The organism is Rhizobium rosettiformans W3, from assembly GCF_004912135.1.
In the GTDB taxonomy this organism is placed as follows: Bacteria; Pseudomonadota; Alphaproteobacteria; order Rhizobiales; family Rhizobiaceae; genus Allorhizobium; species Allorhizobium rosettiformans.
In genome coordinates, this window is sequence record NZ_STGU01000011.1 from 100,575 (window position 1) to 124,054 (window position 23,480).

At 61.7% G+C, this 23,480-nt stretch carries 23 protein-coding genes, 3 tRNA genes and 1 riboswitch; of the genes, 2 read left to right on the top strand and 24 right to left on the bottom strand.

The annotated features are described in order from the left end of the window. Positions 1-23: 23 nt before the first annotated feature. The 14 genes from nuoI to FAA86_RS18460 form a co-directional block, all read right to left on the bottom strand. Positions 24-512, bottom strand: coding sequence for an NADH-quinone oxidoreductase subunit NuoI (gene nuoI / locus FAA86_RS18390; RefSeq protein WP_113459402.1), 489 nt, complete (start codon positions 510-512; stop codon positions 24-26). A gap of 36 nt (positions 513-548) precedes the next feature. Next, entirely contained in the window at positions 549-1,592 is a 1,044-nt protein-coding gene (gene nuoH, locus FAA86_RS18395; RefSeq protein WP_113459401.1) for an NADH-quinone oxidoreductase subunit NuoH, read from the bottom strand. A 12-nt stretch (positions 1,593-1,604) separates the two neighbouring features. Beyond that, positions 1,605-3,686: an NADH-quinone oxidoreductase subunit NuoG gene (gene nuoG / locus FAA86_RS18400; protein ID WP_136542579.1), complete on the bottom strand. Its 2,082-nt coding sequence runs from the start codon at positions 3,684-3,686 to the stop codon at positions 1,605-1,607. A 142-nt stretch (positions 3,687-3,828) separates the two neighbouring features. Further along, positions 3,829-4,623, bottom strand: coding sequence for a 5' DNA nuclease (locus FAA86_RS24650; RefSeq protein WP_167495030.1), 795 nt, complete (start codon positions 4,621-4,623; stop codon positions 3,829-3,831). Between the two features lie 12 nt (positions 4,624-4,635). Then, on the bottom strand, positions 4,636-5,940 hold the full coding sequence (gene nuoF / locus FAA86_RS18415; protein ID WP_136542582.1) for an NADH-quinone oxidoreductase subunit NuoF: 1,305 nt from the start codon (positions 5,938-5,940) through the stop codon (positions 4,636-4,638). A gap of 11 nt (positions 5,941-5,951) precedes the next feature. Then, on the bottom strand, positions 5,952-7,073 hold the full coding sequence (nuoE, locus tag FAA86_RS18420; protein WP_136542583.1) for an NADH-quinone oxidoreductase subunit NuoE: 1,122 nt from the start codon (positions 7,071-7,073) through the stop codon (positions 5,952-5,954). A gap of 18 nt (positions 7,074-7,091) precedes the next feature. After that, positions 7,092-7,334, bottom strand: coding sequence for a hypothetical protein (locus tag FAA86_RS18425; protein WP_136542584.1), 243 nt, complete (start codon positions 7,332-7,334; stop codon positions 7,092-7,094). After that, complete coding sequence (locus tag FAA86_RS18430) at positions 7,334-8,524, bottom strand: NADH-quinone oxidoreductase subunit D (RefSeq protein ID WP_113459395.1); 1,191 nt, start codon at positions 8,522-8,524, stop codon at positions 7,334-7,336. The genes FAA86_RS18425 and FAA86_RS18430 overlap by 1 nt, the downstream gene beginning before the upstream one ends. Positions 8,525-8,577: 53 nt before the next feature. Further along, entirely contained in the window at positions 8,578-8,955 is a 378-nt protein-coding gene (locus FAA86_RS18435) for a four helix bundle protein (RefSeq protein WP_281281755.1), read from the bottom strand. A gap of 52 nt (positions 8,956-9,007) precedes the next feature. Next, complete coding sequence (locus FAA86_RS18440; RefSeq protein WP_136542586.1) at positions 9,008-9,610, bottom strand: NADH-quinone oxidoreductase subunit C; 603 nt, start codon at positions 9,608-9,610, stop codon at positions 9,008-9,010. A gap of 18 nt (positions 9,611-9,628) precedes the next feature. Beyond that, entirely contained in the window at positions 9,629-10,210 is a 582-nt protein-coding gene (locus tag FAA86_RS18445; protein WP_136542587.1) for a NuoB/complex I 20 kDa subunit family protein, read from the bottom strand. Further along, the gene (locus FAA86_RS18450) at positions 10,201-10,566 is read right to left on the bottom strand and encodes an NADH-quinone oxidoreductase subunit A (protein WP_069043838.1); all 366 of its coding nucleotides are present in this window, start codon (positions 10,564-10,566) and stop codon (positions 10,201-10,203) included. Before FAA86_RS18450 ends, FAA86_RS18445 begins: the two co-directional genes overlap by 10 nt. Positions 10,567-10,797: 231 nt before the next feature. Beyond that, positions 10,798-10,874, bottom strand: a tRNA-Asp gene (locus tag FAA86_RS18455). Between the two features lie 62 nt (positions 10,875-10,936). Continuing rightward, a tRNA-Asp gene (locus FAA86_RS18460) sits at positions 10,937-11,013 on the bottom strand. Positions 11,014-11,350: 337 nt separating this feature from the next. On the opposite strand from FAA86_RS18460, the gene FAA86_RS18465 reads away from it, so the two are divergent. Next, positions 11,351-11,426, top strand: a tRNA-Val gene (locus tag FAA86_RS18465). Between the two features lie 19 nt (positions 11,427-11,445). On the opposite strand, the gene FAA86_RS18470 is transcribed toward FAA86_RS18465, so the two are convergent. From FAA86_RS18470 to FAA86_RS18500, 7 genes are all read right to left on the bottom strand, one after another. Beyond that, complete coding sequence (locus tag FAA86_RS18470) at positions 11,446-12,168, bottom strand: NYN domain-containing protein (RefSeq protein ID WP_136542588.1); 723 nt, start codon at positions 12,166-12,168, stop codon at positions 11,446-11,448. A 151-nt stretch (positions 12,169-12,319) separates the two neighbouring features. Next, positions 12,320-13,222: a dihydrodipicolinate synthase family protein gene (locus FAA86_RS18475; RefSeq protein WP_113459391.1), complete on the bottom strand. Its 903-nt coding sequence runs from the start codon at positions 13,220-13,222 to the stop codon at positions 12,320-12,322. 98 nt (positions 13,223-13,320) lie between these two features. Further along, a complete protein-coding gene (locus FAA86_RS18480) occupies positions 13,321-14,052 on the bottom strand; it encodes a GntR family transcriptional regulator (protein WP_136542589.1) in 732 nt (243 codons plus the stop codon). 89 nt (positions 14,053-14,141) lie between these two features. After that, the gene (locus FAA86_RS18485) at positions 14,142-15,158 is read right to left on the bottom strand and encodes an NAD-dependent epimerase/dehydratase family protein (protein ID WP_136542590.1); all 1,017 of its coding nucleotides are present in this window, start codon (positions 15,156-15,158) and stop codon (positions 14,142-14,144) included. Between the two features lie 2 nt (positions 15,159-15,160). Further along, the gene (locus tag FAA86_RS18490; protein ID WP_136542591.1) at positions 15,161-16,477 is read right to left on the bottom strand and encodes a UDP-glucose dehydrogenase family protein; all 1,317 of its coding nucleotides are present in this window, start codon (positions 16,475-16,477) and stop codon (positions 15,161-15,163) included. Between the two features lie 206 nt (positions 16,478-16,683). Beyond that, a complete protein-coding gene (locus FAA86_RS18495; RefSeq protein WP_136542592.1) occupies positions 16,684-18,009 on the bottom strand; it encodes an MFS transporter in 1,326 nt (441 codons plus the stop codon). A 31-nt stretch (positions 18,010-18,040) separates the two neighbouring features. Further along, entirely contained in the window at positions 18,041-18,205 is a 165-nt protein-coding gene (locus FAA86_RS18500) for a DUF2256 domain-containing protein (RefSeq protein WP_136542593.1), read from the bottom strand. A 136-nt stretch (positions 18,206-18,341) separates the two neighbouring features. Between FAA86_RS18500 and FAA86_RS18505 the strand changes: the two genes are divergently transcribed. Further along, positions 18,342-19,328: an aldo/keto reductase gene (locus FAA86_RS18505; protein ID WP_136542594.1), complete on the top strand. Its 987-nt coding sequence runs from the start codon at positions 18,342-18,344 to the stop codon at positions 19,326-19,328. Positions 19,329-19,408: 80 nt separating this feature from the next. On the opposite strand, the gene FAA86_RS18510 is transcribed toward FAA86_RS18505, so the two are convergent. The 3 genes from FAA86_RS18510 to hupB form a co-directional block, all read right to left on the bottom strand. Beyond that, on the bottom strand, positions 19,409-21,607 hold the full coding sequence (locus tag FAA86_RS18510; protein ID WP_136542595.1) for an esterase-like activity of phytase family protein: 2,199 nt from the start codon (positions 21,605-21,607) through the stop codon (positions 19,409-19,411). A gap of 98 nt (positions 21,608-21,705) precedes the next feature. After that, positions 21,706-22,608 (bottom strand): DMT family transporter, encoded by a 903-nt coding sequence (locus FAA86_RS18515; RefSeq protein WP_136542596.1) that lies wholly within the window; start codon positions 22,606-22,608, stop codon positions 21,706-21,708. A 136-nt stretch (positions 22,609-22,744) separates the two neighbouring features. After that, positions 22,745-22,898: riboswitch (FMN riboswitch) on the bottom strand. 141 nt (positions 22,899-23,039) lie between these two features. Then, positions 23,040-23,315, bottom strand: a complete 276-nt coding sequence (gene hupB, locus FAA86_RS18520) for a DNA-binding protein HupB (RefSeq protein ID WP_006727558.1) — start codon at positions 23,313-23,315, stop codon at positions 23,040-23,042. Between the last annotated feature and the right edge of the window lie 165 nt (positions 23,316-23,480).

Genomic DNA, 23,480 nt, shown 5'->3' on the forward strand with positions numbered 1-23,480 from the left:
TGAGGCGATCGATCCCGAGGGGATCAGCGGTAGGGAGCGTCCATCGCGATGTTGCGCGCGATTTCACGTTCCCAGCGGTCGCCGTTGTCGAGGAGGCGTGCCTTGTCGAAGTAGAGTTCTTCGCGGGTCTCGGTGGCGAACTCGAAGTTCGGACCTTCGACGATCGCGTCGACCGGGCAGGCTTCCTGGCAGAAACCGCAATAAATGCACTTCACCATGTCGATGTCATAACGCACCGTACGGCGGGTGCCGTCGTTGCGGCGCGGGCCGGCCTCGATGGTGATGGCCTGGGCAGGACAGATCGCCTCGCAGAGCTTGCAGGCGATGCAGCGCTCTTCGCCGTTCGGATAGCGGCGCAGCGCATGTTCACCGCGGAAACGCGGGGAAACCGGTCCCTTTTCGAACGGGTAGTTGATCGTCGCCTTCTGCTTGAAGAAGTAGCGCATCGACAGGAAGAAAGCGCCGACGAACTCCTTCAGAAAGACCGAATTGATAGCCTGTGCAATTGCCATCTTATTCTCCAATGCAGCTGAGGTTGCAGCCGGGCATTACGCCCAACCCATCAGCTTCAGCACGAATGCAGTGATGATGACCATGGCGAGCGAGATCGGAAGGAAGACCTTCCAGCCGAGACGCATCAGCTGGTCATAGCGGTAGCGCGGAACGAAGGCCTTCACCATCGCGAACATGAAGAAGACCATCGTTGCCTTCAGCACGAACCAGATGATGCCCGGGACCCAGTTCAGGATCGCGATATCAACCGGCGGCAGCCAGCCCCCGAGGAAGAGGATCGTGGTCAGCGAGCACATCAGGACGATGGCGGCATATTCGCCGAGCATGAACATCATGTACGGGGTCGAGCCATATTCGACCATGAAGCCGGCGACGAGTTCGGATTCGGCTTCCGGGAGGTCGAAGGGCGGACGGTTGGTTTCTGCCAATGCCGAGATGAAGAAGATCACGAACATCGGGAAGAGCGCCAGCCAGTGCCAGTCGAGGAAGGAGGCCGGCAGACCCATCATCGTGCCAAGACCAGTATTCTGGGCAACGACGATGTCGGTCAGGTTCAGCGAGCCGACGCAGAGCAGAACGGTGACGATGACGAAGCCCATCGAGACTTCATAGGACACCATCTGCGCTGCCGAGCGAAGCGCGCCGAGGAAGGGGTACTTCGAGTTCGAAGCCCAGCCACCCATGATGATGCCGTAGACTTCAAGCGACGAGACCGCAAAGACGAAGAGGATGCCGACATTGATATTGGCGATCACCCATCCGGCATTGACCGGAATGACGGCCCAGGTCGCGAGTGCCAGCGTCACGGCGACCAGGGGCGCGAGCAGGAAGACGCCCTTATTGGCACCTGCCGGGATGATCGGCTCCTTGAAGACGAACTTCAGAAGGTCGGCGAAGGACTGGAAGAGACCCCAGGGGCCGACAACGTTCGGACCACGGCGCAGCTGGACGGCTGCCCAGATCTTGCGGTCGGCCAGAAGGATATAGGCGATGAAGACGAGCAGGCAGACGAGCAGAAGCAGGGACTGCCCGATCATGATGGCCGCCGGCCACACGTAGGTGGAAACGAAATTATCCATGGTCCCCTGCCCTTACTCTGCCGCAGCCTTGAAGTTGTTGCGGGCCAATGCGGAGCACTCAGCCATGACGGCCGAAGCGCGTGCGATCGGGTTCGTCAAATAGAAGTCTTTGACCGGCGACGCAAACAGAGACTTGCCCATCTTCCCGGGTTTTTTCGCCAGTGCAGCAATATCGGCCGAGGCGCCCGGTACGATCTCGTCGATCTCGGCAAAATGCGGGTGGGCTTCGTAGAGCTTCACGCGCAGCTGCGAGAGCGAATCGAAGGGCAGCTTCTTGCCGAGCACGTCGGAGAGTGCGCGCAGGATTGCCCAGTCTTCGCGGGCTTCGCCCGGCGCGAAGCCGGCGCGGTTGCCCATCTGGGCGCGGCCTTCGGTGTTGACCCAAGTGCCCGACTTTTCGGTGTAGGTCGCGCCCGGCAGGATGACGTCGGCGTGGTGTGCGCCGTTGTCGCCGTGGCTGCCGATATAGACGACGCACTTGGCGGTCTTGGCGGAGAAGTCGAGTTCATCGGCGCCGAGCAGGAAAACGACGTCGAGCGAGGAGAGCATCTGACCGGCTGCAACAGCGCCTTCGCCCGGCACGAAGCCGAGGTCGAGCGCGCCGACGCGCGACGCTGCGGTGTGCAGGACGGCAAAGCCATTCCACTCGTCCGAGAGAGCGCCGACATCGGCTGCAAGCTTCGCCGCATTCGCCAGAACCGCCTTGCCGTCAGCACCGGTCAATGCGCCCTGGCCGACGATGATCAGCGGGTTCTTGGCGGCCTTCAGCGTTTCGGCGAAGCTGTTCTTGCCAGAAACGAGTTCGGAGAGCGTCTCGGTGCCAGCACCCAGGTACTCATAGGGGTAACGCAGTTCGCCGCCTTCACCGATCACACCGATCGGCAGGCCGCCCCGGCGCCAACGCTTGCGGATGCGGGCGTTGAGAACCGCAGCCTCGTAGCGCGGGTTGGCACCGACGATGAGGATTGCATCAGCGGCTTCAATGCCTTCGATGCCGGCGTTGAAGAGATAGGTCGAGCGACCGAGCGACGGATCGAGTGCCGTCCCATCCTGGCGACAGTCGGTATTCGACGAGCCCAGCGCGTTGATCAGCGACTTCAGCGCAAAGATTTCTTCGACGGAAGCGAGATCGCCGGCGACGGCGCCGATCTTGTCGGCAGAGGTCGAGGCGACGGCAGACTTGATCGCGGCGAAGGCTTCACCCCAGGTCGCGGGCTGCAGGCGGCCGTCCTTCTTGACATAGGGGCGGTCGAGACGCTGGGTCTTCAGGCCATCCCAGACGAAGCGGCTCTTGTCGGAGATCCACTCTTCGTTGATCTGCTCGTTGACGCGCGGCATGATGCGCATGACTTCGCGACCACGGGTATCGACGCGGATGGCCGAACCGAGTGCGTCCATGACGTCGATCGATTCGGTCTTGCCGAGTTCCCACGGACGGGCGGTGAAAGCGAAGGGCTTGGAGGTCAGCGCGCCGACCGGGCAAAGGTCGACGACGTTGCCCTGCAGCTCAGACGTCATCGCCTGCTCGAGATAGGTGGTGATCTCGGCGTCTTCGCCACGGCCGATCAGGCCGAGTTCGGCAATGCCAGCGACTTCGGTGGTGAAGCGGACGCAGCGCGTGCAGTGAATGCAGCGGTTCATCACCGTCTTGACCAGCGGGCCGATATACTTGTCTTCCACGGCGCGCTTGTTTTCGGTGTAGCGCGAGCTATCGATACCGAAGGCCATAGCCTGGTCCTGCAGGTCGCATTCGCCGCCCTGGTCGCAGATCGGGCAATCCAGCGGGTGGTTGATCAGCAGGAATTCCATCACGCCTTCGCGGGCCTTCTTGACCATGGGCGTGTTGGTGTAGACTTCCGGCAGTTCGCCGTTCGGGCCGCCACGGATGTCGCGCACGCCCATGGCGCAGGACGCGGCCGGCTTCGGCGGGCCACCCTTCACCTCGACAAGGCACATGCGGCAATTGCCGGCGACCGACAGCCGTTCATGGAAACAAAACCGCGGGACCTCGGCGCCAGCTTCCTCACACGCCTGCAACAGCGTGAAATGATCCGGAACCTCGATCTCTTTGCCGTCGATCTTCAGCTTAGCCATATTCGCCTTCCTGCCTCACGCTTCCGCGCATCCTGCCGTGGCATTCCTGCCGCGACTGACAGCCTTCGTCCGCACCGGATGAAAACTGCCGGTTTTATCCCTCAAGCCCGGCGCATCGCCCCTGCGCGGCCGGACCTTAATCTCACTTTCGTGACCGAAGCTTGCTGCCCGCCAAACGGCGCGCCTGGCCTGCCCAGTCGTCTCGCAGCGCACGGCCGTCGAGACCCAATTCCTTGTCCAGCGCGACGAGCGCCTTCTCATCCATTTCAGCCAGATCCTGGAAGCGGGTGATCCCCCTGCCCTTCAGAACCTGTTCAACCTTCGGGCCCACGCCGTCGATCCGCTTCAGATCGTCGGCCTTGCCGGAGGCCTTTTTCGGCTTCGCAGCCGAGGCTGCAACCTCTTCCTCTGCCTTCGGCGCCGCCTTGGCCTTCGGCGCGGCCTTTGGCTTAGCTGCCGCCTTTTCCTGCGGCGGCTCTGCCGGCTTTGCGGCCGACTTCGCCTTCGGTGCTGCCTTGGCCTTCGGCGCCGGCGCTGGCTTGTCAGCCTTGACCGGAACCACCTTGGCGGGGGTGGCTGCCTTAGCCTTCACCTTCGCGGCCGCCGGCTTTTCGGGCTTCGCCTTCGCCGCAACTGGCGCTGGCTCTGCCGTCTGGGCCGGTGCCTCGACATTTGCCTCGGCTGGCTTTTCTCCCTCTGCCGCCTTGCGCTCGTCCTCAAGCTGGCGCGCGATCTGACCGGTCACTTCCATGGCACCCTGGATGGAGCCGAGGAAGAGCTTGCTCATCTGCGCCGCCACGCCGAAACCGAACGCGGTGGCGGCGGCCATAACAGCCGCCGGGTTGGTCATCAGGTCGTCGAGGCCTTCGGAGGCACGAGCGTCGGAAGCCGGTTCGTCCGGCCCCCTCTTCCCGCCCTTGTCCGAAGAGCTCGTCATACCCTTTGCCCCTTACTCTGCCGCTTCCATGACCACCCCGTGGGCGATCGCGTTGCGGGTGTACTGGTCGATGCGCTTTTCCATCTCGGGACGGAAATGCTTGATCAAGCCCTGGATCGGCCATGCGGCCGCATCACCGAGCGCGCAGATCGTGTGGCCTTCGACCTGCTTCGTAACCTGGAAGAGCATGTCGATTTCACGCTTCTGGGCATTGCCCTTCACCATGCGTTCCATGACGCGCATCATCCAGCCGGTGCCTTCGCGGCACGGCGTGCACTGGCCGCAGCTCTCGTGCTTGTAGAAGGCCGAGAGGCGCCAGATCGCCTTCACGATGTCGGTCGACTTGTCCATGACGATGACAGCGGCGGTGCCGAGGCCGGAGCCGAGCTCGCGCAGACCGTCATAGTCCATGATGGCGTCCTTCATCTGGGCGCCCGGTACGCAAGGTACCGAGGAACCGCCCGGGATGACGGCGAGCAGGTTGTCCCAGCCGCCACGGATGCCACCGCAATGCTTCTCGATCAGCTCCTGGAAGGTGATCGACATGGATTCCTCGACCGTGCACGGCTTGTTGACGTGACCGGAGATCGAGAAAAGCTTGGTGCCGGCATTGTTCGGACGGCCGAAGCTCGAATACCAGGCCGCACCGCGACGCAGGATGGTCGGGGCAACGGCGATCGATTCGACGTTGTTAACCGTGGTCGGGCAGCCGTAGAGACCCATGTTGGCCGGGAACGGCGGCTTCAGGCGCGGCTGGCCCTTCTTGCCTTCAAGGCTTTCGAGAAGTGCCGTTTCTTCGCCGCAGATGTAAGCGCCGGCGCCGTGGTGCACGACGATGTCGATGTCGTAGCCGAGCTTGTTGTTCTTGCCGAGCAGACCGTAGTCATAGCACTCGTCGATCGCGGCCTGCAGGGCTTCGCGCTCGCGCATAAACTCGCCGCGGACATAGATAAAGGCATGATGAGCGCCCATGGCGAAGGAGGCGATGACGCAGCCTTCGATCAGGGTGTGCGGATCATGGCGCATGATCTCGCGGTCCTTGCAGGTGCCGGGCTCCGACTCGTCTGCGTTGACGACGAGGTAATGCGGACGACCATCCGATTCCTTCGGCATGAAGGACCACTTGAGACCGGTCGGGAAGCCTGCGCCGCCGCGACCGCGAAGGCCGGAAGCCTTCATCTCGTTGATGATCCAGTCACGGCCCTTTTCGAGGATCTGCTTGGTGCCGTCCCAGTGGCCGCGCGACATGGCGCCCTTCAGGGACTTGTCCTTGAGGCCGTAAATATTGGTGAAGATGCGATCCTGATCTCTCAACATAACCTAACCTCTCAGCGCGGCTTCTTGCCGAAGACCTTGATGTATTCCGCTTCGCCGCCCTTGGCGAGCGCCTTGGCCTGCTTGACCCAGTCGTCCCGCTCGATGCGGCCGGAGAACTTGAGATAGGTGTCGACCCACTCGCGCTCTGCCTTCTTCCACTTGGCGATCTGCTCGAACTTGTAGATGCCAAGGCCGTTCAGTGTCGCTTCGATCTTCGGGCCGACGCCCGAAATCATCTTCAGATCGTCTGGCGTTTCCGGACGGTCGATGCCGGCAGGACGGTTCTTCTCGTCCATGACCGAAGCAGGAGCCGGCGCGGCTTCCTTTTCGACCGGGCGGGCCGTATCGGCGCTGTCGCCCTTCTGCTTGACGTTTTCGGCTGCCGCCTTCTTGGCGGTCGCCGGCGTCTTCAGCTTCTTGTCCGTTTCCGGGGCGTCGGTCACAGGCTTTGCCGCATTGGCCGGCGGCACGGACACTTCTTCGGGTTCCGGAGCGGCCATGTCGTTGAAGCGGATCGGCTGGATCTCGTCGGTCAGCGTGGTCGGGCCACCGACCGGCGCGGAGAAGATGCGGTCGACCTGCGGACCGGGCTTGATGTCGGCGCCCTTGCCGGCTGCGAAGCGATCGATGATGTGCTCGAGCTGGGTCGGCGTCAGGTCTTCATAGGCGTCCTTGAAGATCATGACCATCGGCGCATTGACGCAGGCGCCCTGACACTCGACCTCTTCCCAGGACAGCGTGCCCTCGGCATTGCGCTCGAAGGGCTCCGGATGGATCTTCGACTTGCAGACGTGGATCAGGTCTTCCGCGCCGCGCAGCATGCAGGGCGTCGTGCCGCAGACCTGGATATGGGCGCGGGTGCCGACCGGCTTCAGCTGGAACTGGGTGTAGAAGGTCGCGACTTCGAGGACGCGAATATAGGGCATTTCCAGCTTTTCAGCGACATACTCGATCGCAGCCTTGGTGACCCAGCCTTCCTGTTCCTGCGCACGCATCAGAAGCGGAATGACTGCCGATTGCTGGCGGCCCGCCGGATACTTGCGGATGGTGGCCTCAGCCCAGGTGGCATTTTCCGGGTTGAAGGAAAAGCCTGCCGGCTGGAATTGCTCTTCGGCTAGTCGACGAACGGACATACTTCCTCACGCCTTGTCTCAGTTTATGGAACCACACCGCGTATTCGTCACATTGGCGAATTCGCAGGCATAGGCCGAATTGTCTTTCTGAAGGAATACGAAGAGCTTCGAGCCGGTCCAGCTGGAGCTCTTGATCTCGTATCCATCGCGGATCAGCTTCGCCATCGACACTGTATCCCTCGACGAGACAACGTTGTTGTCCTGGGCCACCGCCTGGGTGGCACCGAGACAGATCAACAGTGCTGCGAGGTTCTTCAGCATCAGCGGTCTACTTCCCCGAACACGATGTCGAGCGAGCCGAGGATCGCCGAGACGTCGGCCAGCTGGTGGCCGCGGCACAGGAAATCCATGGCCTGCAGATGCGCATAACCCGGGGCGCGGATCTTGCAGCGATAGGGCTTGTTCGTGCCATCGGAGACGAGGAAGACGCCGAATTCGCCCTTGGGGGCTTCGACAGCGGCATAAACCTCACCGGCCGGCACGTGGTAGCCTTCGGTGTAGAGCTTGAAGTGGTGGATGAGGCCTTCCATCGATCGCTTCATCTCGCCACGCTTCGGCGGAACGACCTTACCGTCGAGCGACGAGACCGGACCGGTCTTGGCGTCGCCGAGCAGCCGGTTGACGCACTGCTTCATGATCTTCACCGACTCGCGCATTTCGAACATGCGGATCAGGTAGCGGTCATAGCAGTCGCCGTTCTTGCCGACCATGATGTCGAAGTCGAGATCGGCATAGCATTCGTAAGGCTGTGACTTCCGCAGATCCCAGGCAGCGCCCGACCCGCGGACCATGACGCCCGAGAAGCCCCAGGCCCAGCAATCATCGAGGCTGACGACGCCGATATCGACGTTACGCTGCTTGAAGATACGGTTGCCGGTCAGGAGGTCGTCAATGTCGTCGAGCTTTTCCGGGAACTGGTCGCACCACTTGCCGATATCCTCGACCAGTTGATGCGGCAGATCCTGGTGGACACCACCGGGGCGGAAATAGGCGGCGTGCATGCGGGCGCCAGAAGCGCGCTCGTAGAACACCATCAGCTTTTCGCGTTCTTCGAAGCCCCAGAGCGGCGGCGTCAGCGCACCGACGTCCATCGCCTGCGTGGTGACGTTCAGGAGGTGCGACAAGATACGGCCGATTTCCGAGTAGAGAACGCGGATCAGCTGACCACGAATCGGGATCTGGATATCGAGGAGCTTCTCAACGGCCAGCGAATAGGCATGTTCCTGATTCATCGGCGCGACATAGTCGAGACGATCGAAATAGGGCAGCGCCTGCAGATAGGTCTTGGTCTCGATCAGCTTCTCGGTGCCGCGATGGAGCAGGCCGATATGCGGATCGACGCGTTCGACGATTTCGCCGTCCAGTTCGAGCACCAGGCGGAGAACGCCGTGCGCCGCAGGGTGCTGCGGGCCGAAGTTGATGTTGAAGTTGCGAACATTATGCTCAGTCATCAATGCGCTCCGCGCCTTGGGCCAGTAGCCAATAGGCAGTAGGCAGTAGGGCTTTATTCCGTGGTTCGACCATTGCGTTCTTCCTGCAAGCTGCGGATCGGCGATCTCAACATCTTTCCGACTTCCTCACTCATGGACATGACAGGTTTGATTCTGTCTTTCGATAGGAGCCCAAGGCGCGAACTCAGAATAAAATGCGTTTCCAACTCCTTCAGAGAACCCTGAGCAATCTTCAAATGCTGGACGTATGAGCCCGTTGCATTCCTACCGTGACCTTCCGCGATATTAGCGGGAACCGAAATTGCTGCCCGCCTGATCTGCGAGACGAGGCCATACACCTCTTCCCGCGGAAAGTCCTTGGTGACCTCATAGCTCTCCACCGCAAGATCCATTGCGCGTTGCCACACCTTCAGATCTTGGTAGGAGTTGATCGTCGTCTGCCTGCTCCTTCTCGTCTATTGGCTACTGCCCATTGCCTAAATCCTATTTCGCCGCTTTTTCATCGCCAGGCAGCACGTAGTCCGTGCCTTCCCAGGGCGAGAGGAAGTCGAAATTGCGGAATTCCTGCTTCAGTTCGACGGGCTCGTAGACGACGCGCTTGGCGCTATCGTCATAGCGAACCTCGACGAAGCCGGTCGTCGGGAAGTCCTTGCGCAGCGGATGCCCCTCGAAGCCATAATCGGTGAGGATACGGCGCAGGTCCGGGTGATCGGTGAACAGGATGCCGTACATGTCCCAGGCCTCGCGCTCGAACCAGTCGGCGCCGGGGAAGACCGGGCAGGCCGACGGCACGGGCTTGAACTCGCCGGTTGCGACCTTCACGCGGATGCGCAGGTTTTGGCGCGGCGACAGCAGGTGGTAGACCACGTCGAAGCGGTCTTCGCGCTTTGGGTAGTCGACGCCGCAGATGTCGATCAGGTTGACGAAGCCGCACTGGACGTCGTCGCGCAGGAAGGTCAACAGCGGGATCAGGTTTTCGGACTTCGCCGTCAGCGTCAGTTCGCCGAAGCGGATCTCGCTCGACGCGATCAACGCACCGCGCACCTCTGCGAGGTAGGAAGCGAGCTCGTTCAGGGCTTCACTCATGATATCAGTCCCTTCGCCTTACCGCTCGATCGTGCCCGTGCGCCGGATCTTCTTCTGCAGGAGCATCACGCCGTAAAGCAGAGCCTCTGCCGTGGGGGGACAGCCCGGCACGTAGATATCGACCGGCACGACGCGGTCACAGCCACGCACGACTGAATAGGAATAATGGTAGTAGCCGCCGCCATTGGCGCAGGAACCCATCGAGATCACGTAACGCGGCTCCGGCATCTGGTCGTAGACCTTGCGGAGTGCGGGCGCCATCTTGTTGGTCAGCGTGCCGGCGACGATCATGACGTCGGACTGGCGTGGGCTAGCGCGCGGCGCAAAGCCAAAGCGCTCGGCGTCGTAACGCGGCATCGACAGCTGCATCATTTCGACGGCGCAGCAGGCGAGACCGAAGGTCATCCACATCAGCGAGCCGGTACGGGCCCAGTTGATGAGCTCGTCGGTCGAGGTGACGAGGAAGCCCTTGTCGGCCAGTTCGTTGTTGATCTCGCCGAAGAAGGCGTCATCGCTGCCGATCGGCTTGCCGGTGTTGGGATCGATGATGCTCTTGGCCTGTGGCGCCACCAGCGTGGTGTTGGACTGGATCACTCCCATTCGAGCGCCCCCTTCTTCCATTCATAGATAAAGCCGACGGTGAGAACACCGAGGAAAACCATCATCGACCAGAAGCCGAACCAGCCGATCTCACCGAAAGAAACTGCCCAGGGGAACAGGAAGGCGACTTCGAGGTCGAAGATGATGAAAAGAATCGACACCAGATAGAAGCGGATGTCGAACTTCATGCGTGCATCGTCGAACGCGTTGAAGCCGCACTCGTAGGCCGACAGCTTCTCCGAATCGGGCGCCTTGTAGGCCACGGCGAACGGCGCCACCAGGAGCGCAATACCGATGATCAAGGATATGCCGATAAAGATGGCGATCGGAAGGTAAGAACTGAGCAGATCAGTCATCATATCACCCTGCTTGTCTCGCATGCCATGGGGCATCTAGGGCGGAGGCGACAAGCCGTAAAGAGAGTTGCAACGCGCCGTGGTTAGCGCAGGCAGCCACCCAGCGCAAGTCCAACCAAAGCCTTTTCACTCGATACCCGCAGCCACCTTACCAGCGGGTAAAATGCGTGTCTCGCGCAATCGCGCGTGCAGTGCAAAAAGACACAGCGATGTTGATGTGGACAAGAGAAGTGGCGCGAGTGACGGGGCTCGAACCCGCGACCTCCGGCGTGACAGGCCGGCACTCTAACCGACTGAGCTACACCCGCGCATAAAGTAGGCCTGGCCTACGTCTCGACTGCCTGAGCAGCCTGCCCTGAAAGGCTTGGAATGGCGCGAGTGACGGGGCTCGAACCCGCGACCTCCGGCGTGACAGGCCGGCACTCTAACCGACTGAGCTACACCCGCGCATTTCCAAATCGGGGTTCAAGGCGATCCCCGTCGAGCGGCTTGCCGTTCGATGAGCGGCTCTCTACGGGGTTCATCCGGAGGTGTCAAGCAGGTTTCAAGACAAAACCGTGACCACTCGATTTTTTGCCGGGACCCCTCCTCCGACCCAGCTGAAGGCATCTGGTTCGCGACAACGCGCCGCAGGCGCAAAACAAGGATTCTGCTCACTTTTCCACATGCGCCTGAGAGGCGAATGACAAAAAAACAAAAAATCTGCACAAACGCTCTTGCAGATTTTCCGCGATCCGCATAGATCACGGCCACCGACGCGGCGGACATGATCCGATCAGCGCACGGGCGATTAGCTCAGTTGGTAGAGCGCTTCGTTTACACCGAAGATGTCGGGAGTTCGAGTCTCTCATCGCCCACCATTTTTTCCTTCCGATTTTTCTAGTTCTTCTTGCGCAGTCTGATGCGCATTGCCTTGCCGTCGGACTGGTCGACGTCAAAGACGCCTGTCTTGCGGATCAAGTCGCTCAGTTTCGACGAGCCATAGGTTCTCGAATCGAAATCGGATTTGAGATTGGAGAGTTGGGTCCCGAGCGCAGACAGCGCGACCCAGCCATCTTCGCTGTCGATGTCCGCCAAGACGCGCCTGATGATCGGGACGGCGGCGCTGGGTGATTTGAGTGAGGCCACCGGCTTCGCCTCTCCGTCAGAAGATGCCTGCACGCCGATGTTTTCCGTGTAGATGAACCTTCTGCAGGCCTGACGAAAACTTTCGGGAGTCTTCTGCTCGCCGAATCCGTAGACGTCCACGCCTTGCTCGCGAATTCGAGACGCGAGCCGAGTGAAATCACTGTCAGACGAGACGAGGCAAAAGCCGTCGAAGCGACCGCTCAACAGCAAATCCATAGCATCGATGACCAAAGTTATGTCCGAGGCATTCTTTCCTGTGGTGTAGGCAAACTGCTGCTGAGGAATGATTGCGTGCCGCGTCAGCGTATCGATCCAGCCCCGCGATCGAGGACTGGCGAAATCGCCATAGATTCGCCTGACGCTCGCTTCTCCGAGCCGCGCGATCTCCTCGAATAGGCCATCGGCGATCTTGCTCGACGTATTGTCTGCATCGATCAGAACGGCGAGACGTTTCAAACGATCATTCGCTGCCACTTCAGCCTCCCCTGCAACAGCCAGTTAAGGCTGCGGTCGAACTTCAGACCACAGCCTCCCCGAGTATCGCCGCATTGGCAAGGGTGGCCAGAAACCAAAAAGCCCGCCGGATCGCTCCGGCGGGCCTTCTTCGCATCGCTTTCTCTGCAGCTTACTTCCCGCCCACAGGCCGTGTTGCCGCCGCCTTCTCGACCATCGCCGTGACCTCGGCGCGGCGGGCGCCCTCCAGCGGCATGCGCGGCATGCGGACGCGCTCGGAGCCGCGGCCCATGATCTGTTCGGCGAGCTTGATCGACTGGACCAGGTCGTGTTCGGCATCGAGATGCAGAAGCGGCATGAACCAGCGGTAGATGCGGCGGGCTTCCATCCAGTCGCCACGGTCGGCGGCGGCGACCAGCGCCACCGATTCGGCCGGGAAGGCGCTGGTGAGGCCGGAGACCCAGCCCTTGGCGCCGAGCATCAGGCCTTCGAGCGCCACGTCGTCAAGGCCGGCGAAGATGTCGTAGCGGTCGCCGAAAGCGTTGATCAGGTCGGTGAAGCGGCGCGGATCGGGCGCACTTTCCTTGACGGCCTTGATGTTCTTCACGCCATCGAGGGCCTCCAGGACTTCCGCGCCGATGTTGACGCGGTAGGCCGGCGGGTTGTTGTAGAGCATGATCGGCAGGCCTGTCGCCTCGGCCACCGTCTTGAAATGCGCGACCAGCTCATGGGGCTTCGGCACATAGACCATGGCTGGCAGGACCATAAGCCCATCGGCGCCGATCTTCTCGGCGTCGCGAGCATAGGCGCTCGCGCGGCGGGTGTCGAATTCCGACACGCCCGTGACGACCGGCACGCGGCCATTCACCACTTCGACGGCGGCCTTCAGGATGGTGCGCTTTTCTTCGGGATCGAGCGAGTTGTTCTCGCCGCAGGTGCCCATGACGATCAGGCCATTGACGCCGTCATTGACGAGGGCGTCGAGCACGCGCTGCGTGGCGTCGATGTCGACCGAGAGATCTTCATGGAATTGAGTCGTTGCGGCGGGGAAGACGCCGTGCCAGCCGGTGGTCATGGGAAGCTCCTGTTGATGAGATGAGTTCATCGTATACAGTTTGTCGACAAACGCAAGAGGTGTGCTTCAGAGATCGCTGAAACGGCTGCTTTGCAGGGTCAGAGGTTGGGGAGTTTGGCGGCAGCAGTGATGTTGCGTGCCACGTAGTCCTGGATCTGGCGGACGATCTGGTCGGCATGGGCGATCGACAGCCTGTCCGCCTCTTCCACATCCCCCGATCGGATTGCCTCGATGATCTTCTCGTGCTCCTCGACATAACGGCGCGGCAGCCGGTCATCGAAGGTCTGGTAGTAGAGCCTGAGGATCCGGCGCCCCTCGTCCAGAAGGCGCGCGAAGAAGGCGGTGTAATAGGGATTGCCGGCGCGTTCGGCGATCGCGACATGAAAGTCGCGGTTGGCCTCGATCATGGCGAAGGCATCCTGGGCCTCCACGGCCTTTGCGAAGCTCTCCTGATGGCGAACGATCTCCGCCATCCAGGCATCGCCGGAGCGCTGGGCGGCCCCGCGGGTCGTCACGCGATACATCAGGCAGAGCGCCTCGAAATAGGTGGGCAGGCTCGAGAAGTCGATGACCGCAACGATGGTGTTGCGGTTCGGCAGGCTGGTGACGAGACCTTCGGAGGTCAGCCGGAGCAGCGCTTCGCGGATCGGCGTGCGCGACATGCCGAAGTGTTCGGACAGGCGCGTTTCGTCGAGCGGGCTGCCGGGCGCGCGCTCCATGGTCAGGATCTCGTGGCGCAGCGCCTTGTAGACCGATTCGGTGCCGGAGCCGCGGGTGCGTGCCCCCTCGCCCTTTACGGTCTCGGTCTCTGCGTCGCGTACGTCGTCCATGCCTGCTCTCTCATCCTGTCCGTTCCCGTTCAGCACAGCGGCGAACGGCTTCGAAAGTCAAGGCTGGCATTGATGAACGATCGGGAGGTTCAGCCCTGCAGCTCGCGGCGAGCCTCGAGATACCATTCAACGAAGGCCTTCACGCCGTCTTCGAGCCTGGTGCTCGGGGTATATCCGGTCAGCGCCTGCAGGAGATCGGGGGCGGCATAGGTGCGCGGGACGTCACCCTTCTGCATCGGCAGCATCTTGCGGATCGCCGGCTGGCCGAGTGCCTTCTCCACCAGTTCGACGAAGTCCATCAGATTTTCCGGCTGACCACCGCCAATATTGACCAGGCGGAACGGTGCCTGACGGGACAGCGTCTCGATGTCCTCATTGGCAACGCGATTCGATTCGTCCGGAATGACATGCGAGATCCTGATGATCGCCTCGACGAGATCGTCGATATAGGTGAAGTCGCGGCTCATCTGGCCCTCACCATAGATCTCGATCGGCTGGTCATTCAGCATCAAATCGACGAACTTGAAGAGCGCCATGTCCGGCCGGCCCCAGGGGCCGTAGACGGTAAAAAAGCGGAAAGCCGTGGTTGGCGTCTTGTAGAGATGGGCATGGGCATGGGCCATCAGCTCCATCGACTTCTTCGTCGCGGCATAGATGGTGAGCGGCTCGTCGGCGCGGTCCGTCTCGCGGAAGGGCACCGTCGGATTGGCGCCATAGATCGAGGAGGTCGAAGCCAGCATCAGGTGCTTGACCTTGTGACGCTCGGCAAGCTCGATGATGTTGTAGGAGCCGGTGACGTTGGACGTGAGATAGGATTGCGGGTTTTCAAGGCTGTAGCGCACGCCCGCCTGGGCCGCGAGATGGATGACTACGTCCGGCGTGGCAGCCGCCATCGCGTCTTCCACCGCAGCGCGATCCTCCAGCATGGCGATCACAGGCGTGAACGCCGGATACTGGGCGAGCGCCGCATGGCGCATCTGCTTGAGCTTGACGTTGTAATAGGGCGTCATGCCATCGAAGCCGGTCACCTGATGCCCGTCGGCGAGCAGCCGGCGGGCAAGGTGAAAGCCGATGAAGCCGGCGGTGCCGGTGATGAAGTAATGCATGCTCAGGCCTTTGCCGTGCGCTTGCCGATCGGGAAATGGCTGAAGCCGTATTTCTCCATCTCCTCCGGCTTGTAGATGTTGCGCAGGTCGACGATCACGGGCGCCTTCATCTCCTGCTTCAGCCGGCGGAAATCGAGCGCGCGGAATTCGTCCCATTCGGTGACGACGACGATCGCCTCCGCACCGGCCGCGATCTCGTAAGGGTTCTTGCCATAGGTGACGGGACCGAGCACGGCCTTGGCGGCGTCCATGCCTTCGGGATCGAAGACATGCACATCGGCACCGCCATCGAGCAGCGCCTGGACGATGGTTATGGCGGGTGCATCGCGCATGTCGTCGGTGTTCGGCTTGAAGGTCAGGCCGAGCATGGCGATCTTCTTGCCGCGGACATTGCCCTCACAGGCAGCGATCACCTTGCGGCCCATGGCGCGCTTGCGGTTGTCGTTGATCGCGACCGTGGTTTCGATGAGCCGCAAGGGGCTGTCGAAGTCCTGAGCGGTCTTGACCAGCGCCAGCGTGTCCTTCGGGAAGCAGGAGCCGCCATAGCCCGGCCCGGCATGCAGGAACTTGTCGCCGATGCGCTTGTCCATGCCGATGCCCTTGGCGACTTTCTGCACGTCCGCACCGATCTGCTCGCAGAGGTCGGCGATCTCGTTGATGAAGGTGATCTTCATCGCCAGGAAGGCGTTGGCCGCATATTTGATCAGCTCAGAGGTGCGGCGTTCGCAGAAATAGAGCGGCGCTTCGTTGAGATAGAGCGGGCGGTAGACTTCGCGCATCAATTCAGTGGCGCGTTCGTCGCCAGAGCCGATGACGATGCGATCCGGCCGCTTGAAGTCGGCGATGGCCGCACCCTCGCGCAGGAATTCGGGATTGGAGACGACAGCGATGTCCTTGTCCGGGAATTCTTCGCGGAAGATCCGCTCGATTTCGTCGCCGGTGCCGACCGGCACCGTGGACTTGGTCACGACCACGGTGAAACCGGTGACCGCCGCGGCAATCTCGCGGGCGGCGGCATAAACGTAAGAAAGGTCGGCATGGCCGTCGCCACGACGGGAGGGCGTACCGACAGCGATGAAGACGACGTCGGCGGCTGCGACCGGCTTTGCCAGATCGAGCGAAAAGCTCAGGCGACCGGCCGCGCGGTTATGGGCGATGATGGCTTCAAGCCCCGGCTCGAAGATCGGCACTTCGCCCCGCTCCAGGGCCTCGACCTTCTCCGTCGACTTGTCGACACAGATCACTTCGTGACCAAAATCCGCGAGGCAGGCTCCCGACACAAGGCCGACATAACCCGAACCGATCATCACTATGCGCATTCAACACCTATCCTGATCATGATTGCATCTGACGCCGTCGTCCGTTCCGGTTCTGGAACATAAAACATGACGCCGAGATGACAAACCTGTGAGCCCGCATCCTGTTCGCCGCTGAAACTGAATAAAGTCAGCGCGATGTGACAGGGAGCCAGCCGTTCCATGCCGGTCTAGCTGCCGATGACGGCTCTGTCAAAAAGGGGCGGTCTTCAGCTATTCGAAGCCAGGCTCTCGCGCAGCTTTCGATGGGCGGCCTCGTCGAGGGAGAAATTCCACATCAGCGCGATTGCCGCGAGTTTGGGGAGAATCGGCAGGAAGGCATAGAGGGCGCCAAGCGCTGTCAGCGCCTCCGGTGTTTGCGTCGCGGTCTGGTCACCGATGAAGCCCGCGAGGTCGAGCAGCGGGAAGACGACACCGGCGGACAGCGCCACCGCAAGCTTGGTGATGAAGCTCCAGGCGGCAAAGTAGAGGCCAGAGCGCTGCTCGCCCGAAGAGACGGTGTCGTTGTCGATGACATCGGCCTGGATGGCGGGCGGGAGCGTGAGGTCGAAGCCAAGCAGCAGGCCGGTGATGACGCAGACCACAGTGAATGCGATGACGTCGCCTTCACCCAGGAATCCCGCGACCGAGAAAACGGCACAGGCAAGAATCATCGCCAGACACCACGCACGGTGCTTGCCAAGACGTTTGGCAGTGGCAACGGCGAGCGGCACGCCGGCGATGGCGCAGAGGAAATAGGTGAAGAGCAAGGGTCCCTGCATGGCCGGTGCGCCGAGGCGCTGGCCGACGAAATAGATGAAGAGCGACGCCGGAATGGCATTGGCGAAGCTGTTGAGCAGGAATGCGGAGACAAGGCGCAGAAACGGGCCATTGGCGCGCAGATGCTCAAAGCCTTCCCGCAACGAGAGCTTCCGTTGCGAGAGGTCGACAGGCTCCGGCACCGTGGCGACCGCAAGCAGGCCGGCGACCGGCAGCATGACGGCGATGAAGACGGCAATCCAGGCAAGGCCATGGAAACCAACAGCCGTATCAAGGCCGCCGACGAAGGGCAGCGTGATGGCGATCAGGGAGCCGACAAGCGTTGCGCCCTCGCGAAAGGCGGAGAGCCTGACCCGCGCCTGATAGCCTGTCGCGAGCTCCGCTCCCCAGGCCGTGTAGGGCAGAAGCGACCAGGTCGCCCCGATCGAAAGCGCCACGCCCCAGACGGCCAGATAACCGACACCGGCATCCTCGGGCGGCCAGAAGACCATGAAGGCGGCGAGTGCGGTCAGCGGTGTGGAGATGACGAAAAAGAAGCGGCGCCGACCATAGCGGGACCGGACACGGTCGGAGAGCCAGCCGAACAGCGGATCGGTGACGGCATCGATCAGCCGGATGCCGAGCAGCAGGGTGCCGATGGTTGCCAGCGAGATGGCGAAATGATCGGCGTAGAAAGTGGGGAGCACGATGTAGAAGGGCAGCGCGATCGCGGCCATGGGAATTGCCGGAAGTGCGTAGAATGCAAGGCGTGTGGACGCCGGAGCCTGCTCTGTCATGGGATCCCGATCGCTGGTGTGTCTGAGACCTCTACGGCTTCGCCGGGCTTGCGGTTTTGCCCGTCCGGCGGCAACGCTCCGAGCAATAGACGACATTCTCCCAGTCCCGCTCCCACTTCTTGCGCCAGGCGAAGGGCTTTTGGCAGACAGGACATGTCTTCTGGGGCAAATCGCCCTTGCGGATCATCTTCGGCATTTTGATCTCTCACTTCTCGTGGCCTATTCGCATTGGAGGCCCGCCCGGATCACCGCAGAACAATCAAGCAGTTGAAGCTTGCCACCCCCTGCCCCACTTGCTAGCTCGAAACCGCAATCACGGGAGATAGATCAGCATGAGAGAACATTCCTTCGGCCGGACAGAATTCACCGTCAGCGATATCGGCTTCGGCGCCTGGCAGATCGGTGGATCCTGGGGCGAAGTATCGGAAGCCGACGGTCGGGCGGCGCTGAACGCAGCGCTTGACGCCGGGATGACCTTCATCGACACGGCAGACGTCTATGGCGACGGTCGCTCGGAGAAGATCATCGCGGAGGTTCTGAAGGCCCGCGGCGGAAAGCGGCCGATGGTGGCCTCGAAGGCCGGCCGGAGGCTCAACCCGCATGTGGCCGACGGCTACACCAAGGCCAATATCGAAGCCTTCATCGACCGCTCCCTGAAAAACCTCGAGGTCGACAGCCTCGATCTCGTGCAGCTGCATTGCCCGCCAACAGACGTCTATTACCGCCAGGAGATGTTCGAGGGGCTCGAAGAGATCCGCAAGGCCGGCAAGATCAAGCATTACGGTGTGTCGGTCGAGAAGGTCGAGGAAGCGCTGAAGGCGATCGAATATCCGGGCGTCACGTCGGTGCAGATCATCTTCAACATGTTCCGCCAGCGCCCGGCCGGCCTGTTCTTCCAGGAAGCCAAGCGCCGCAACGTCGCCGTCATCGCCCGTGTGCCGCTGGCAAGCGGCCTGCTGTCGGGCAAGATCACGGCATCGACACAGTTTGCTGCGGAAGACCATCGCAATTTCAACCGCAATGGCGAAGCCTTCGATGTGGGCGAAACCTTTGCCGGCGTTCCCTTCGAAACCGGCCTCGCAGCAGTCGAGGAAGTCCGCAAGCTCGTGCCGGAAGGCGCCTCCATGGCGCAGTTTGCGCTGCGCTGGATCCTGATGCACGAGGCCGTCACGGTGGTGATCCCTGGCGCCCGCAATGGCGAGCAGGCCAAGGCCAACGCTGCGGCGTCCGATTTGGCCGCGCTCTCCGCCGACGTGATGGCAGCATCCCGGGATGTCTACGAGCGGCTGATCGCGCCGCATGTCCATCACCGCTGGTAAACGCGCCGACATCGACAAAATGAAGAGGCCGGGTGAGCGATCACCCGGCCTCTCTTGTTTCAGGCATCCTGATCTTGCGATCAGTTGGTGCCCTGCAGGTTTACTTCCCAGAACAGGGTCTCACCCGAGCTATCGTCCACGCCATCGTTGTCGGTGACGGCGAAGGCCTTGCCGGCGGCGTCGAAGGCAAAGCCTTCGAGCTTGTCGACGACATAGCCGTTCGTGGCAGCCTTCAGGTCCGGGATGAAGTCATGGACTTCTTCCTTGGTGACAACGGGGAGTTCTTCACCGATCTTGGCGGGCTTCAGGTCGGCAATGGCAACGCGGTAAAGCTTCTTGAGCTTGGCGTTGTCACCAATCTGGTTGTCACGCTCGACGATGTAGACGTGGTCGCCATGGGCGGTGATCTCGGAGAGACCGACCCAGCCTTCGCCAGCCGCTTCGAGCGGATAACGCACGGCGCCCCATTCCTTGGACTTCGGGTTGTAGGAGAGGAGCTTGACCGAGCCCTTCTCATCATCGCCCCATTCGCGCTGGACGGCCATCCAGAGCGTCATGTCATCGCCGGTGCCGACGGAGGTGATGCCTTCGAGACCGAAGCGGGTCTGGCCGGCGAGGAGCTCGGTCGGGAACCCGATCTCCGCCTTGATCTCGCCCTTGGCGTCAACGTGGTAGAGGCCGTGGCCGACGAGCTTGGCTGCATCGCCTTCCGAGGCGAGCCAGAAGCCGCCTTCGCCGTCGAGCGTGATGCCCTCGATATCGAGCTTCTGGGCAGCAGCACCGCCACGCATGATCGGCAGGGCCGAGGTGACGACAGCGGGCTTCTGCGTCGCGTCGATGGTGAAGATCGACGGCTGCATGGAATAGAAGCTGTCATTGACGGCGTAGAGCGTGCCTGCCTTCTCGGCGTCGCCGACGAGACCGGAGAGAGCACCCCAGCCGATCGGTGCGCCATCGACCATAGCCGACTGGATCATCGGATAGGCCGGTGTGCCTTCAGCGAGTTCAAAAACCATGACGTGCGAACGCGGACCGCCGTCTTCGCCGAGGTCGACCTCGTTGGCGGTGACCAGCAGGTTGCGCGAGGGGATTGCGACGGCACCTTCTGGCGAGACGCCAGACGGCAGAAGCTGGGCCAGTTCAGGCTCGGCACCCGTGTCCTTGTAGACGCCGACAATCGAAGAACGCTCGGACAGAACGAAGAAGTAGTTCTGGTCACCGAAAGCAGCAGCTTCCAGGCCTTCCGGCTCGATACCCTTGGAGCGCGCGCGCTTGTCGGGGAAGTGACCGATCTGGGCGATGGCCATTTCCAGCGACGGGCCCGAGTCGTAGGCGACCTTGCCGGTCTTGTCGAAGATCGTGAAGCTGCGCGAACCGCCGTTCCAGTCGCCTTCGTTGGCGATCACGATGCGATTGTCGTCCAGCCATTTCACGGCATCCGGCTCGCGCGGAACGCCTTCCTTCGTGCCGGTGAACTTCAGAGCGCCATCCGACTTGGTGTCGATGCCGGCGAGGTCGACCGTGCCAGCGGAGAAGTGCGACTTCACTTCACCCGTCTTGCCGTCGACGATGGCAATGTGGTTGTTCTCCTGCAGCGTGACGGCGATCTCACCGAGGCTGTTGATTGCCACGAACTCCGGCTCCGGATCTTCCGGGGCGATTTCGGCGAGACCTGTCAGCGCCACGCGCTTGATGGTGCCGCAGTCGGCCACACCGTCCGTCAGCGAGATGATGACGAGATCGCCAGCCGGCATCTGGGGCAAAGCGCCGTCGTTGACGTCTTCGTCGCGCTCGTTTTCGATCGCGATGGCAACGAAGGAGCCATCCTTGGCAACAGCAACCGAGTCAGGCTGGCCACCGATGTCGCAGGTCGAATCGACGGCCTTGGAGGCGATATCAACGACGGCGAGCTTGCCCGAAGGCGCGGTATAGCTCTCGGACGTGTTGACGCCGACCAGCACCTTGCCGCCGGCAACGGCAACCGACGTGGGCTCGCCATCCATCATCACCGCGCCAGCGGCCTTAGGGGCCTTGGCGTCGGTGATATCGATGAAGCCGATGCCGCCGAGCGGGCTGTCGGAATAGATGAGCGTATTGCCGTCTTCCGAGGCGGTCACGATCTCGGCCGAGGTCGTGGTGAGCTTCTCCTTGTCGGCCGGCAGATTGGCGGCGACCGGGAACGTGGCGATGCGGTTGAAAACCTGTTCTGCCGCGGCCGGCAGGGCCACGGATGCAAAGAGCGCCGCCGTCAGGGCGACGCGGGAGAGACCATTGGTCATCGGGAAACCTCCAGTATCCGAAAATGGAACAAGAGGGTTCTGGGGCAGTCCGATGACAGTCGGATGACAATGCGGGCTTGAACCCAGTTTTCACCGCTTCACGATATCGGCGATACTTCCTTGCCGGCCTCGCGCAGCATCAGGAAAAGCGAGGCGCCGAGGATCAGGAGCGCCCCCAGCCAGAGGTAGCCGCTTGGCGCGTATCCGAAGACGAGCCACCCCGCGAAGACGTTCAAGGGCAGCTTCAGGTCATCGAAGGGCTGCACGTAGGCTGCATCGGCCGCATTGTAGGCAAGCGTCAGCAGATACTGGCCAAGCGCGGTCAGCAGGCCGGCCGCGAGCAGCAGCCACAGCGCCAGTCCTTCCGGCACTGCGAAGCCGCCGGCAAAGGCCAATCCTGCATTGATCGGCGTCAGCAGCACGAGAAGCCAGACGGTGACGGTCTCGGGTGCCTCGTAGTGGGTGAGGTTCTTCATGATCAGCGAAGAGCCGCCCCAGAGCAGCGCCGATAGCACCGGCAGGAGGGCCGCCAGGGTGAACGTGTCCGACCAGGGCTGGAGGATAATCATCGCACCGACAAAGCCCGTCAGCGTCGCCAACCAACGGTCGCGACCGACCGTTTCGCCGAGGAAAAGGCGTGCGCCGATGATGATAAAGAAGGGCGAGGTCATGACCAGGGCGATGGCCTGCCAGATCGGGACGGTGGCCAATCCCGTAACCCATGCCTGAACGCCAAAGGCGGCGAGCAGGACGCGCAGGATGTGGCGGACGGGATAAGCCGTCTTCATCGCCTTCAGACCGAGGCGGAAGAGCAGCGGCAGAGAGAGGACCAGCGCAAAGCCATATTGCCAGAAGGCAGTCGAGGCCGGCGGGAAGCCAAGCGTCATGGCAAGCCACTGGGTGACGACGTTGAGAGCCGCGAAGGCAATGCCCGCGAGAACCATGAAACCGGCACCGACGACGGCCCGGGAGCGCAGAACAGATACGGAGCTCTGATTCATGTCATATTTCCTTTTCCAAAGGACCAACACAAATCAGGACAGATGAGGACGACGAAAAGCCGTATCCGGACAGATACGGCGCTGCGCAGCAACGCATCCCTCATCCGCGCAGAAGGCGGAAGGAAGCGCAGCCTGACCTCATTCTCTTTCATCCGGACTTTAACCGTCGGCTCCGGAATTGCACCGGATCTGCTGACCCTGCCCTCCCCTTCGGGAGATCAGGCGCTCGCGGGCTTGGAGTTTCCTCCTTTACCGCCGGTGGGGAATTTCACCCCGCCCTGAGAACGAATGCCGGACAATCCGGCTTAGCAGAAATATGACAGCTGCTGCTGCGGCGCAAGATGGGCAAAAAGAAAGCCCGGCACAGAGACCGGGCTCACCAGGGTGTCAGCTGACCATCGGCACCGAAGGGTGGCGACGGTCACGACGGATCAGCTGTTGACAGCGTCCTTCAGGCCCTTGCCGGCCGTGAACTTCGGAACGTTGCGAGCCGGGATGTCGACTTCAGCGCCGGTGGACGGGTTGCGGCCCTTGGAGGCTTCGCGACGGGCGACGGTGAAGGCGCCAAAGCCAGCGAGACGAATGTCGCCGCCGTTCTTCAGTTCAGCCTGGACCGTTTCAAAAACGGCATCAACGGCAGAGGCGGCGTCAGCCTTGGTGAGGCCAGCCTTCTCGGCGACCGCGGATACGAGTTCGTTCTTGTTCATGTTTCCACCCTTTCTGATTGGTATGAAACGACTCAAATGATTAAGTCGGGCGGAGAATACGAAAGCTTCTGCCCTTCGCAACTCAAAAGCACCCGAAAGCCCCGGAAAACAAGCCTTTTGAGCGGCTGTTCACAAAAAAGGCTGGCAAAAATGCCAGCCTTTTCG

What these genes read in the sequence shown, in the direction of transcription:
- nuoI (WP_113459402.1), bottom strand. Translation starts at nt 512, where the DNA reads ATGGCAATTGCACAGGCTATCAATTCGGTCTTTCTGAAGGAGTTCGTC.
- nuoH (WP_113459401.1), bottom strand. Translation starts at nt 1,592, where the DNA reads ATGGATAATTTCGTTTCCACCTACGTGTGGCCGGCGGCCATCATGATC.
- nuoG (WP_136542579.1), bottom strand. Translation starts at nt 3,686, where the DNA reads ATGGCTAAGCTGAAGATCGACGGCAAAGAGATCGAGGTTCCGGATCAT.
- FAA86_RS24650 (WP_167495030.1), bottom strand. Translation starts at nt 4,623, where the DNA reads ATGACGAGCTCTTCGGACAAGGGCGGGAAGAGGGGGCCGGACGAACCG.
- nuoF (WP_136542582.1), bottom strand. Translation starts at nt 5,940, where the DNA reads ATGTTGAGAGATCAGGATCGCATCTTCACCAATATTTACGGCCTCAAG.
- nuoE (WP_136542583.1), bottom strand. Translation starts at nt 7,073, where the DNA reads ATGTCCGTTCGTCGACTAGCCGAAGAGCAATTCCAGCCGGCAGGCTTT.
- FAA86_RS18425 (WP_136542584.1), bottom strand. Translation starts at nt 7,334, where the DNA reads ATGCTGAAGAACCTCGCAGCACTGTTGATCTGTCTCGGTGCCACCCAG.
- FAA86_RS18430 (WP_113459395.1), bottom strand. Translation starts at nt 8,524, where the DNA reads ATGACTGAGCATAATGTTCGCAACTTCAACATCAACTTCGGCCCGCAG.
- FAA86_RS18440 (WP_136542586.1), bottom strand. Translation starts at nt 9,610, where the DNA reads ATGAGTGAAGCCCTGAACGAGCTCGCTTCCTACCTCGCAGAGGTGCGC.
- FAA86_RS18445 (WP_136542587.1), bottom strand. Translation starts at nt 10,210, where the DNA reads ATGGGAGTGATCCAGTCCAACACCACGCTGGTGGCGCCACAGGCCAAG.
- FAA86_RS18450 (WP_069043838.1), bottom strand. Translation starts at nt 10,566, where the DNA reads ATGACTGATCTGCTCAGTTCTTACCTTCCGATCGCCATCTTTATCGGC.
- FAA86_RS18475 (WP_113459391.1), bottom strand. Translation starts at nt 13,222, where the DNA reads ATGACCACCGGCTGGCACGGCGTCTTCCCCGCCGCAACGACTCAATTC.
- FAA86_RS18480 (WP_136542589.1), bottom strand. Translation starts at nt 14,052, where the DNA reads ATGGACGACGTACGCGACGCAGAGACCGAGACCGTAAAGGGCGAGGGG.
- FAA86_RS18485 (WP_136542590.1), bottom strand. Translation starts at nt 15,158, where the DNA reads ATGCATTACTTCATCACCGGCACCGCCGGCTTCATCGGCTTTCACCTT.
- FAA86_RS18490 (WP_136542591.1), bottom strand. Translation starts at nt 16,477, where the DNA reads ATGCGCATAGTGATGATCGGTTCGGGTTATGTCGGCCTTGTGTCGGGA.
- FAA86_RS18495 (WP_136542592.1), bottom strand. Translation starts at nt 18,009, where the DNA reads ATGACAGAGCAGGCTCCGGCGTCCACACGCCTTGCATTCTACGCACTT.
- FAA86_RS18500 (WP_136542593.1), bottom strand. Translation starts at nt 18,205, where the DNA reads ATGCCGAAGATGATCCGCAAGGGCGATTTGCCCCAGAAGACATGTCCT.
- FAA86_RS18505 (WP_136542594.1), top strand. Translation starts at nt 18,342, where the DNA reads ATGAGAGAACATTCCTTCGGCCGGACAGAATTCACCGTCAGCGATATC.
- FAA86_RS18510 (WP_136542595.1), bottom strand. Translation starts at nt 21,607, where the DNA reads ATGACCAATGGTCTCTCCCGCGTCGCCCTGACGGCGGCGCTCTTTGCA.
- FAA86_RS18515 (WP_136542596.1), bottom strand. Translation starts at nt 22,608, where the DNA reads ATGAATCAGAGCTCCGTATCTGTTCTGCGCTCCCGGGCCGTCGTCGGT.
- hupB (WP_006727558.1), bottom strand. Translation starts at nt 23,315, where the DNA reads ATGAACAAGAACGAACTCGTATCCGCGGTCGCCGAGAAGGCTGGCCTC.